The organism is Alcanivorax sp. (assembly GCF_040119285.1).
Taxonomy (GTDB): domain Bacteria; phylum Pseudomonadota; class Gammaproteobacteria; order Pseudomonadales; family Alcanivoracaceae; genus Alcanivorax.
The window spans coordinates 34,587-44,367 of sequence record NZ_JBEDTY010000022.1; the positions used below are offsets into that span (position 1 = coordinate 34,587).

Consider the following 9,781-nt stretch of genomic DNA (forward strand, 5'->3'; position numbering starts at 1 on the left):
AGCGAGCCACGAGCCAATCATCACTTCAGCAAGCATTCACCATTGACACAAGCCGCCTTGATCGGCATAGTTGCGCGTCTTTAGACCGTGACCCGTGTATTTTTTGGCCACAATGTGGCTTCCGATACCCAGGTCGGCCCTTAGGGCCAGTGTCATAAACCGAATTTGACCTCGAATTTTAGATAGGAGCAGGACCTTGGCTAACTCACCGCAAGCACGCAAGCGTGCGCGTCAGGCGGAAAATCGCCGTCAGCACAACGCAGCGATGCGCTCCATGGTGCGCACATACCTGAAGAAGGTGAACGCGGCTATTGCGTCCGGCGACCAAGGCAGCGCTCAGGAAGCCTACAAACAAGCGGTGTCTGTGCTGGACAAAGCCACCCGCAAGGGCAAGTTTCACCCAAACAAGGCCGCTCGCCACAAGAGCCGCCTGAACACCAAGATCAAGGCAATGGCTGCTTAATAAGCCCAAGCCTCTTGGTGTACATAAAAAAACCGGCCTCGAGCCGGTTTTTTTATGCCTGAGGTTGGGCTCCGCACGGCAAAGACCTTGATCAACATCCGACTCAAGCGCCCGACACTGGGCTCCCGGCCTCCATCAGCACCAGATTATCCCGGTGGATCAATTCTTCCTCGTTCATGAAACCCAGCACGCCTGCGATTTCGGCACTCTTCTTACGACAAATTCGACGCGCATCGGCCGCATCGTAATTCACCAGGCCACAGCCAACCCGCTCGCCACCCTCATCTTCACAGGCCACCATTTCGCCACGGGAAAACTGGCCAAACACATCCACCACCCCTACCGGCAACAGACTAGAGCCACCGTCACGCAAGCGCACCACCGCCCCAGCATCCAGCACCAACCGCCCCCGCATCTGCAAATGCCCTGCCAACCATTGCTTGCGTGCATTCATTGGCGTGGTATCCGGCAACAGCGTAGTCCCCGGCCCCTGTCCGTCGGCAAGCTCAATCAACACCTCCGGACTACGCCCTGACGCAATCGTTGTAATAGCACCCGAACGGGCCGCCAGCTTTCCAGCTCGTACCTTGGTGGCCATACCACCGCGCCCCAACAAACCGCCGCCGCCAGCCACACGGACAATGGCCGGATCCGAGGCACGCGCTTCGCGAATCAGATTAGCATCAACATGGCTACGCGGATCTGCATCGAACAACCCCTCCTGATCCGTCAGGATCAACAGGCGATCAGCCTCTACAAGATTGGCCACCAACGCCGCCAACGTGTCGTTATCGCCAAAGCGAATTTCATCGGTAACCACGGTATCGTTTTCGTTTACCACCGGCACCACACCAAAGCCCAGCAAGGTTAGCAGCGTGGAGCGCGCATTGAGATAGCGCTTACGGTCAGAAAGGTCATCATGGGTAAGCAGCACCTGGGCAGTATGCAGCTGGTGCTGCTGAAAGCGAGACTCCCAGGCCTGCACCAGGCCCATCTGCCCTACCGCAGCGGCAGCCTGCAGCTCATGCACTGAGTCCGGGCGAACAGCCCAACCCAGGCGAGTCATGCCTTCGGCCACTGCCCCGGATGAGACGATTACCACCTCAATGCCCCGCTCACGCAGAGCGACCATGCGATCCACCCAGCTTTGCATGAGGGCACAATCCAGCCCCTTGCCGTCATTGGTCAGCAAGGCACTGCCTATCTTGATTACCCAACGCTGGCGATCCGCCACGCTCACTCCTTATTACCGGGCCGCACATTCGACATGGACTCACTCATCTATTGCCACAACAACCTAAGGCTCATAGACGATTTCCACATCGTGATCATCATCGTCGTCATCATCATTTTGGCGAGCCCGTCGCGCTTCAGCCTTGAGCTCTTGCACCCGCTCCCGCGCCTCTTCTTCCAGGCGGGCACGCAGGTCCTGCTGGGCGGCTGCGTAAGCAGGATCCTCCCGCTCCAGCAGACGCCGATCTTCAATGGCATTCATTAGAGCGTAAACCAAATCTTCGCAGCCCACGCCCGCCGCAGCAGAAATCTTGAACACCGGCCCCTGCCAGCCCAACTCACCCACAATGATATCCACTTGAGCCTGGGCCTCATCATCGGCCAGCAAGTCAATCTTGTTGAATACCAGCCAGCGCTCCTGCTCCGCGAGAGCCGGGGAAAACCGGTCCAGCTCATCGGCAATGGCATCAATATGATTGGCGGGGCTGGAGCCATCCATTGGCGCCAAATCCACCACATGGAGCAGCAAGCGGGTACGCGCCAAATGCTTAAGGAAGCGGATCCCCAAGCCGGCACCCTCAGCCGCACCCTCGATCAGACCCGGGATATCCGCCACCACGAAACTGCGATAGCGGTCGGCTTTCACCACACCAAGATTGGGAATCAACGTGGTGAAGGGGTAATCTGCCACTTTCGGCTTGGCCGCAGAAATAGCGCGAATAAGAGTACTCTTGCCCGCATTGGGCATACCCAGCAGGCCCACATCCGCCAACACCTTCAACTCCAGCCGCAAACGTCGGGATTCGCCCGGCTTGCCTTTGGTGGTTTTCCGCGGCGCCTGATTCACACTGCTCTTGAAGTGAATATTACCCAAGCCACCACGGCCAGCCTGAGCCACCATCACCGGCTTGTCCGTGGCCGTCAGATCCGCCAGCACCTCATCCGTATCCAAATCCACCACCGTGGTTCCCACCGGCACATACAGCGTAATGTCCTCGGCGGATTTACCGGTCATCTGCCGGCCTTTGCCAGGCTCGCCATTACGCGCCTTGAAAATGCGATCGTAGCGGTAATCCACCAGGGTGTTGATATTGGTGTCCGCCTGCACGAATACGTGCCCGCCGGCACCGCCATCACCGCCATCGGGCCCACCAAACTCCACGTACTTTTCGCGACGAAAACTCAAACAGCCGTCGCCGCCTTTTCCGGCATGGACATCAATAGTGGCTTCATCGACAAATTGCATGGGAAACAGACTCTCAAGGGGATAGATGCCATTTTACGGCAAAGGGCATGAGTTGGAACACGAAAAACACATACAAAAAAGCCCCGCGGGCGCGAGCCTCACGGGGCTTTTTAGGATCCGTCAGGATCAGGCCACAGGCTCGATTACCACATACTTGCGGCTCAGCGGACCTTTGACTTCAAACTTCACTCGACCGGTTTCCTTGGCAAAGATGGTGTGGTCTTTGCCCATGCCAGCGTTTACGCCAGCGTGGAATCTAGTGCCGCGCTGACGAACAATGATCTCGCCTGCACTAACCACCTGGCCACCATAGCGTTTCACGCCAAGACGTTTACTTTCCGAATCGCGACCGTTACGAGTACTACCACCGGCTTTTTTATGTGCCATGTCTCAATCCTCTCTACTCAATTTCTGAAAATCAGGTCTTAAGGATCAGCCCTGGATCCCGGTGATTTTCACCGCAGTGTACCACTGACGGTGACCCTGTTGCTTACGGGAATGCTTACGGCGACGGAACTTCACAATTTTAATCTTCTTGTGACGACCCTGCTCCAGCACTTCCGCGGTTACTTTGGCACCATCCAGCATGGGCTGGCCGACTTTAACGTCGTCGCCATTAGCAACCAGCAGCACCTGGTCGAAATCAACGGATTCGCCGGTGGCCACTTCAATTTTTTCGATGCGAACAACATCGCCTTCTTCAACGCGATACTGCTTACCACCGGTTTTGATTACTGCGTACATTGTGTGTGCTCCAGCACAACTCCACTCAGGCGGGCGACTTAACCGTCTTGCGAACGCGCTAGCGGCGCTAAAACAGTTATCACCACTTGCAAGCCAGGCAGAGGATGAAATTGGGTCGCGAAGTGTACGCGAAACAACCAAGGCCCACAAGCCTTTAGTGCTGGTGCTGCCCCAGTAATAACAGGGGCTGCGCTTTCCTTGACTACCCGCCAGCCACTGCTAGCATTGCCCGCTATCGCACCACCCTTTGTCTGGACCTGAACACATGGATTTCAAGGCTATCTATGCCGTCGTCGATGACGACTTCGAGGCGGTGAACCAGTTTATCAGTCACCATCTGGATTCCAACGTCCCCTTGATCCGTGAAGTGGGCGATTACATCATTCAATCTGGCGGCAAGCGGCTACGCCCGTTAATCGCCGTGCTCTGCGCCCGGGCCTCCGGCTACCGGGGGGACCGCCACGTGGATGTGGCGGCCATTATCGAGTTCTTGCATACCGCCACCCTGCTCCATGATGACGTAGTGGACGAGTCCAACCTGCGCCGCGGGCGACCTACCGTGAATGCGGTATGGGGCAACGCTGCCAGCGTTCTGGTGGGGGACTTCCTGATTTCTCGTGCTTTGCAACTCATGGTTGCCCTGCGCCACCCACGGCTGCTGGATATTTTCTCGCAAAGCACCAACACCATCTCCGAAGGGGAGGTGTTACAACTGATCAATGTGCGAGATCCCAACACCAGCGAAGACAACTATATGCGGGTGATTCACCACAAAACCGCCAAAATGTTTGAGTCCGCTGCGGAAACCGGGGCCGTACTGGGTGCCGATGACGTCAGCGACCACGTGGACGCTTTTGCCACCTACGGCCGCCACTTAGGCATCGCCTTCCAGCTCATCGACGATGTGCTCGACTACCAGGGCGACGCCAGTGAATTGGGCAAGAACGTGGGCGACGACCTGGCTGAAGGTAAACCCACCCTGCCCTTGATCTTTACCATCGCCAATGGCTCTGCGGAACAGGCCACACTGATCAAGGATGCCATTCGCAGCGGTGGTCTGGACCACCTGGAACAAATAGTTGAAACCGTTCGCGCCAGCGGCGGTCTTCAATATACGGTCGACAAGGCCGCAGAACAGACTCGCATTGCCTTGGACGCCATCGCCCACGTACCGGCCTCCCCCTACAAGGAGGCCCTGTTCCGCTTGGCGGAAGAATCACTGAAGCGCACCTACTGAAGCGCGCCCACGAATAAAGGAGTAACCATGCTGCGTGCAGCACTGATTTTGACCGCAACCGCTTTATTTGCCGGTTGCGCATTAAGCCCACAGATGATCAGCGTGACCCCGAAGGCTGATGTGGAAGCCGCCAATATCGGCCACAACCAGCCCGTCCAAGTGATCGCCGTAGATTCCCGCGAGCAGAGCGCTTTTGGCACTCGAGGCGGCGTCTATAAGGAAACCGCCCTGGTACAACCCGCCAATGACGTCAAAAACGCCATTGAAGCCGCTGTACGCAAAGGCCTGCAAACCCAAGGCTTCAATGCCTTTAATGCCGGCGCCGACGCCACCCGCCTGGAAGTACGTCTGGAACAGCTGGACTATGTGCCTGAAGAGGGCTCAGTGGTTAACGAAGTCACCCTGTCGTTGACGCTGCTAGCCGAAGCAAGCCGTGCCGAGGTGATACACACCGGCACCTACAAGAGCAGCGTGGTCCACGACCTGGCACTCACCCCCACTGCCGATCGCAACCAGAACATGATCAACGCGATCCTCAGCGGCGCTATCACCCGCATGCTCAACGACCCTGAAATGCAAGCCTTCTTGGCCGGTAACGACACCCCTTAATGCCCAGCAGCCGCGTTGTCATTCACTACTGCAGCCAATGTAACTGGCTGCTGCGTAGCGGCTGGTATGCCCAGGAATTACTAGCAACGTTCAGCGATGAACTGGATGAAGTGGCCTTGCGGCCCAGAACCGGTGGAATATTCTGGATTGAAGCTAACGGTCAACAAATTTGGGAACGTAAAAAAGATGGCAGCTTCCCGGAGATTACCGAATTAAAACGGCGAGTACGGGACGCCCTATTCCCGGAAAGAGATTTAGGGCATATCGACCGAAAGGGGTGAGTTAAACGTTTAACCTTGAAAAGCACTGACAATACGCTTTCCAGCACCCACCCAAACCCGCGTTTCAACTTTAAGCTTCCAACTACTCATTCTCCGGCCGCACCTCTACTTGCGGCTGATCACTGCCAAACGGTAACTGCACGGTGAACAGCAGCGGCTGGCAGCACACCTGGCAATCTTCCACGTACTCCTGCTCCTCCACAGAGGGGTCCACCAGAACCTCGATGGACTCCCAGCAATGGGGACACTGCACGGTCACAGGCAATAACTCAGCCATCAACAGCCTCCCGTGATTACGCCGTCCGCCAACGTCAACTCGGTAATCCAGCCCGGGGCTTGTTCGTCCGTCCAAGGCTGCGGCGTTCCTTGCCCCCATACCGGGCCGGGCCAGCAAGGGTCATCGGCATAGCGGGCAATGATATGGATATGCAGCTGCGGCACCATGTTTCCCAATGCACCGATATTGATCTTGTCCGCATCAGTAATGCGCTCAAGCTGACCGGCCAAGTCATTTACCTGCGCCAACAGCGCCTGCTGTTCATCCACCGGCAAATGGTGCCACTCTCGCAGCCCGTCACGCTTGGGCACCACGATAATCCAAGCAAAGCGTTGATCATTCATCCAACGCAACCAGCACAAATCTGTTTCTCCCAAAGCACCGGTATCGGCGGCAAGGCGAGGATGAAGCGTGGCCATAATGTGTCCTTGACTGACTGTTGCTAGCGACAGGAACGGCAAACTAAGCCGTCACTCCACCGGCATTGAAAAAATCTCTGCCGTCAGGGTTCAACTTCTAACCTCACGGGGCGATCCTATGGGCGGTAATCCGACGGACTACGGGTCGTCCAGCGCCGAAAAGCACGGGCAAAGTTGGAGGCATCGGAATAGCCCAGCGTCATTGCTATTTCATCTACGGTTTTCTCGGACTGGGTCAGATATTCTACCGCCAGACCTTTACGTAACCCATCCAGCACCTCTTGGTAACTGGTACCTAACTGCTGCAGTTTGCGTTTCAAGGTGCGCGACGACATATGCAGCTCACCGGCCACCTCTTCCACCCCGGGGAAGCGGCCACCGCCACCCAGAATGATCCGCCGCACCTGCCCCAACAAAGGCGGCGGCAGCTTGATCGTGGCCATTTCCTGCTCGCACTGGTCGGCCGCCATTCTGGCCAGCCGCGGATCCGCAAACTGCAAGGGGCACTGCATACGTTCCACCGGAAAGCGCATTTGATTGTAGGCACAGTCAAAATACACCGGCACCGGCATCACCGGCCGCATTCGCGCAAAATAATCAGGCTCCGGGTAGGAAAAACGCAGCTCTCCAATGATATCCAGTCCCGGCACCAGCTTCTCGCCCATAAAATGAAAGCTGGAGAACAAACTTTCCATAATCACCGGCGCCAACTCACCCAACGCCAACAACTCGTTGATCTGTATGACCGCCATATCGCCATCAGTAAAGGTCTCCAGCTGCACCACCGTACTGCGGGTACGAAAATACTTCACCGCCAGCTCCAGCGCCTCCCCCAACGTAGCACTACTCATGGCGGCATAACCAAGAAATCCATGGGACGATAGTGTCATTGAGGCACCCAACTCCCACCCCAGCCAAGGCTCCCCCGACAGTGCTATGGCGCGAGTGGCCACTCTCTCAAAATCCTGCGCAGTAATTCGCGCCTGCGGGTCCCGCCAACAACCGGGGGCGATTCGAGTGCCTTCGAGCAACGCCTCAGTGGCAACGCCTCGGCGAGATGAAACCTCCAACAACAAGGCCAGATATTCTGCCGACACGAAGTACTCTTTCGGGTCCATTTTTAGAATTGTCATAACTGCATTCCAATTATGCTGTGCTGGCCCAAAATGACCAAAGAGGCAACCATAACGTCACCACGCGGCGGTGACAAGTAACTCAGGTTCACTTGCCAGCAAACCTATCACTCAGGAAGCGGGCCGTCACAGAAACACTCACGGAAGAACCGCGCGAGTCCACCCCACCAAAAAGCAAAACCCTGTTCATTACCGGCGCCAACCACAGCATTAGCAAAGCCATCGGAGCGCGTGCTGGCCACCATGGCCACCCAGCACATGCTGCTCACCTTTGGCCTGCGTGGACGACATTCGTCTGGAGACCGATTACAAGCCACCGTAGACGAAGCCCTGGATTCTTGGTCGGCGTCGGCTACGTCTCCTGTGGCACCTCATGGGAGCGGCATGCAAGAGTTACATTGATGAGAAAATTCTGAGAGAGATCGGCACTAGGGGCTTTTACCATACCGGACGGGCCTCCACGAGAAGGCAATCAACCGCTAACGGACTTTTCCTAGACTGACTAAACGACGCAACGGGGCCAACCCGCAAGAAGGTTACCAAAATTGTCACTTGCTGCCGCACCCCGCCGTCCCGAGTGTGCAATTCTTCATAACACCTTCTTAAGCTGCTGTTATTAAAGAACAAAAAAAGCAGCGCCTTGCTGGCACAGTTTTCGCTTTATAGGCTACATAACTCTAGGAAACAGTGATATGAGCAAGATACTGACCCTACACAAAAAGCGCCCGAATACGGCCCTGAAAAACCTGAACCGGCTTACCGGACTGGATTTTCAGCGCTGGCCAGAATCTCTGATGGACAGCGGCACCACCACCGTCAGTACCCGCAATAGTGAGGACACGGGCAGGCCCGCCATTGTGCCACAACGGATCAGCCGGCAAGGGTAACCCCGGCTTGCCGCCTTACAGTGGCAACGAATCAGTAATTGGAAATCAGCTTATCCGAGGACTTCAGCGCCACACCGCGCCGCTGCATGAACAGCTCCTCTACCACATGGGTCATCGACGGATCCGCCAGACGCAGCGATATCTGCACCTGTTCCATTTCGGCGCTCAGCTTGAGCCGAATGGCTCCCGATAACAGGACGCTGCCCTCCCCGCCCACGTCGGCCGTGTCGACCAGGAGGGCCTTGTCATTTTTATTATCAATATAGCGCACCACTAGCTGCACCTTGCCCGGCGCGCCAGCAATACGTACCCACGACGCCACATTAAACTCCGCTTCCCACTGGCGGGCGCGGGCCGGGCGACCCTCTGCCCAAATTCGGGAAGGCACCTTAGCGATAAACTTTTCAATCATGTCGCTCTCTCTAAGCCAGTACAGTCTTTTTTGTCAGTGTACGCATGGGAAGAAGTTCCGACCATGGCCGGTTTGGCTTACTAACTTTGATGGTCATCACACCTTGGAGCTTCACTGTTCTTTATCGAGTGTTCAATTGTTGGACAACAACTAAACACTCGCACCATGACAAGCCCTACTCTTAGTCCACGCAACACAGTAAACGTTGCACACAATTTCTGTATTTAACACCAGACAACGTTTCTATTTAACACCGGACAACGTTAAGGACTGATTAACATGGGCGAGCTAAAAGATCTCCGCGAGCAAAGCGAATCGCTGGTAAACCGTGCCAAAGAACTAGGTAACAAACTCTATCTAGCAAGTCTCGGCGCCTACGAGAAAGCCGAAGAAGGCTCTGAAGAGCTGTTCAACAAATACGTTGAAACCGGCTCTAAAGCATTTGGCGACGACGCCGAAAACAAACCCAAAGCCCTGCTGGCAAGCCGTGGTGCACTGGTCGCCGCCCGTGAAGTGCTCGACAGCGCCCCGCAAAAGCGCCAGGCCTTGTACCAAAAGCTGCTTGAAGCCGGCAAGAAAGAGCGCGGCGAGAAAGCCGAAGAAACCAATGAGTATCTGCTGGCAAGCCTTGGCGCCGTAGCCACTGCCCGCGAAGAAGGTGAGAAACTGTTTAACGAGCTGGTTTCCACCGGCGAAAAGCGCGACTGATCCTGTGGGTTCTACCCCGTTACTGCGGACACTTCTAAAAAGAGGCACACTGTGCCCAAGGAGTGTTTATGAGCAAGCGAAAGAAGTACAGCCCCGAGTTCAAGCGTGAAGCGGTAGAGCAGACTCGTCACC

The 9,781-nt window shown here is 56.1% G+C and carries 15 protein-coding genes; 6 read left to right on the forward strand and 9 right to left on the reverse strand.

What is annotated here, in order from left to right; genetic code table 11:
* Window positions 1-196: 196 nt before the first annotated feature.
* Complete coding sequence (rpsT, locus tag ABNH10_RS06065) at window positions 197-463, forward strand: 30S ribosomal protein S20 (protein WP_349385102.1); 267 nt, start codon at window positions 197-199, stop codon at window positions 461-463.
* 103 nt (window positions 464-566) lie between these two features.
* Here the strand turns inward: rpsT and proB are convergent, their stop codons facing one another.
* From proB to rplU, 4 genes are all read right to left on the reverse strand, one after another.
* Window positions 567-1,697, reverse strand: a complete 1,131-nt coding sequence (gene proB / locus ABNH10_RS06070) for a glutamate 5-kinase (RefSeq protein ID WP_349385103.1) — start codon at window positions 1,695-1,697, stop codon at window positions 567-569.
* Window positions 1,698-1,760: 63 nt separating this feature from the next.
* Window positions 1,761-2,942 (reverse strand): Obg family GTPase CgtA, encoded by a 1,182-nt coding sequence (gene cgtA / locus ABNH10_RS06075; protein ID WP_349385104.1) that lies wholly within the window; start codon window positions 2,940-2,942, stop codon window positions 1,761-1,763.
* A gap of 126 nt (window positions 2,943-3,068) precedes the next feature.
* Window positions 3,069-3,329 (reverse strand): 50S ribosomal protein L27, encoded by a 261-nt coding sequence (rpmA, locus tag ABNH10_RS06080; RefSeq protein WP_349385105.1) that lies wholly within the window; start codon window positions 3,327-3,329, stop codon window positions 3,069-3,071.
* Between the two features lie 45 nt (window positions 3,330-3,374).
* On the reverse strand, window positions 3,375-3,686 hold the full coding sequence (gene rplU / locus ABNH10_RS06085) for a 50S ribosomal protein L21 (protein WP_007148862.1): 312 nt from the start codon (window positions 3,684-3,686) through the stop codon (window positions 3,375-3,377).
* Between the two features lie 265 nt (window positions 3,687-3,951).
* Between rplU and ABNH10_RS06090 the strand changes: the two genes are divergently transcribed.
* The 3 genes from ABNH10_RS06090 to ABNH10_RS06100 are packed head-to-tail and all read left to right on the forward strand — an operon-like array spanning window position 3,952 to window position 5,813.
* The gene (locus tag ABNH10_RS06090; protein ID WP_349385106.1) at window positions 3,952-4,923 is read left to right on the forward strand and encodes a polyprenyl synthetase family protein; all 972 of its coding nucleotides are present in this window, start codon (window positions 3,952-3,954) and stop codon (window positions 4,921-4,923) included.
* 27 nt (window positions 4,924-4,950) lie between these two features.
* Window positions 4,951-5,532, forward strand: coding sequence for a YajG family lipoprotein (locus ABNH10_RS06095; protein ID WP_349385107.1), 582 nt, complete (start codon window positions 4,951-4,953; stop codon window positions 5,530-5,532).
* Window positions 5,532-5,813, forward strand: a complete 282-nt coding sequence (locus ABNH10_RS06100; RefSeq protein ID WP_349385108.1) for an Rdx family protein — start codon at window positions 5,532-5,534, stop codon at window positions 5,811-5,813. Before ABNH10_RS06095 ends, ABNH10_RS06100 begins: the two co-directional genes overlap by 1 nt.
* An 82-nt stretch (window positions 5,814-5,895) precedes the next feature.
* Here the strand turns inward: ABNH10_RS06100 and ABNH10_RS06105 are convergent, their stop codons facing one another.
* The 4 genes from ABNH10_RS06105 to ABNH10_RS06120 form a co-directional block, all read right to left on the reverse strand.
* Window positions 5,896-6,090: a CPXCG motif-containing cysteine-rich protein gene (locus ABNH10_RS06105; protein ID WP_349385109.1), complete on the reverse strand. Its 195-nt coding sequence runs from the start codon at window positions 6,088-6,090 to the stop codon at window positions 5,896-5,898.
* Complete coding sequence (locus tag ABNH10_RS06110) at window positions 6,090-6,509, reverse strand: HIT domain-containing protein (RefSeq protein ID WP_349385110.1); 420 nt, start codon at window positions 6,507-6,509, stop codon at window positions 6,090-6,092. The genes ABNH10_RS06105 and ABNH10_RS06110 overlap by 1 nt, the downstream gene beginning before the upstream one ends.
* Window positions 6,510-6,625: 116 nt before the next feature.
* Window positions 6,626-7,642: an AraC family transcriptional regulator gene (locus ABNH10_RS06115; RefSeq protein WP_349385111.1), complete on the reverse strand. Its 1,017-nt coding sequence runs from the start codon at window positions 7,640-7,642 to the stop codon at window positions 6,626-6,628.
* A gap of 107 nt (window positions 7,643-7,749) precedes the next feature.
* On the reverse strand, window positions 7,750-7,902 hold the full coding sequence (locus ABNH10_RS06120) for a hypothetical protein (protein WP_349385112.1): 153 nt from the start codon (window positions 7,900-7,902) through the stop codon (window positions 7,750-7,752).
* A gap of 432 nt (window positions 7,903-8,334) precedes the next feature.
* Between ABNH10_RS06120 and ABNH10_RS06125 the strand changes: the two genes are divergently transcribed.
* Entirely contained in the window at window positions 8,335-8,529 is a 195-nt protein-coding gene (locus tag ABNH10_RS06125) for a hypothetical protein (protein WP_349385113.1), read from the forward strand.
* A gap of 31 nt (window positions 8,530-8,560) precedes the next feature.
* Here the strand turns inward: ABNH10_RS06125 and ABNH10_RS06130 are convergent, their stop codons facing one another.
* Window positions 8,561-8,941: a hypothetical protein gene (locus tag ABNH10_RS06130; RefSeq protein WP_349385114.1), complete on the reverse strand. Its 381-nt coding sequence runs from the start codon at window positions 8,939-8,941 to the stop codon at window positions 8,561-8,563.
* Between the two features lie 279 nt (window positions 8,942-9,220).
* Here ABNH10_RS06130 and ABNH10_RS06135 point away from each other — a divergent pair, with 279 nt between their 5' ends.
* A complete protein-coding gene (locus tag ABNH10_RS06135) occupies window positions 9,221-9,649 on the forward strand; it encodes a hypothetical protein (protein ID WP_349385115.1) in 429 nt (142 codons plus the stop codon).
* The last annotated feature ends 132 nt before the right edge of the window (window positions 9,650-9,781 follow it).

Coding starts and splice junctions, on each gene's coding strand:
- rplU (WP_007148862.1), bottom strand. CDS start 3,686: ATGTACGCAGTAATCAAAACCGGTGGTAAGCAGTATCGCGTTGAAGAA.
- ABNH10_RS06130 (WP_349385114.1), bottom strand. CDS start 8,941: ATGATTGAAAAGTTTATCGCTAAGGTGCCTTCCCGAATTTGGGCAGAG.
- ABNH10_RS06105 (WP_349385109.1), bottom strand. CDS start 6,090: ATGGCTGAGTTATTGCCTGTGACCGTGCAGTGTCCCCATTGCTGGGAG.
- ABNH10_RS06110 (WP_349385110.1), bottom strand. CDS start 6,509: ATGGCCACGCTTCATCCTCGCCTTGCCGCCGATACCGGTGCTTTGGGA.
- cgtA (WP_349385104.1), bottom strand. CDS start 2,942: ATGCAATTTGTCGATGAAGCCACTATTGATGTCCATGCCGGAAAAGGC.
- rpmA (WP_349385105.1), bottom strand. CDS start 3,329: ATGGCACATAAAAAAGCCGGTGGTAGTACTCGTAACGGTCGCGATTCG.
- ABNH10_RS06095 (WP_349385107.1), top strand. CDS start 4,951: ATGCTGCGTGCAGCACTGATTTTGACCGCAACCGCTTTATTTGCCGGT.
- ABNH10_RS06125 (WP_349385113.1), top strand. CDS start 8,335: ATGAGCAAGATACTGACCCTACACAAAAAGCGCCCGAATACGGCCCTG.
- ABNH10_RS06135 (WP_349385115.1), top strand. CDS start 9,221: ATGGGCGAGCTAAAAGATCTCCGCGAGCAAAGCGAATCGCTGGTAAAC.
- ABNH10_RS06090 (WP_349385106.1), top strand. CDS start 3,952: ATGGATTTCAAGGCTATCTATGCCGTCGTCGATGACGACTTCGAGGCG.
- ABNH10_RS06100 (WP_349385108.1), top strand. CDS start 5,532: ATGCCCAGCAGCCGCGTTGTCATTCACTACTGCAGCCAATGTAACTGG.
- ABNH10_RS06115 (WP_349385111.1), bottom strand. CDS start 7,642: ATGACAATTCTAAAAATGGACCCGAAAGAGTACTTCGTGTCGGCAGAA.
- ABNH10_RS06120 (WP_349385112.1), bottom strand. CDS start 7,902: ATGTGCTGGGTGGCCATGGTGGCCAGCACGCGCTCCGATGGCTTTGCT.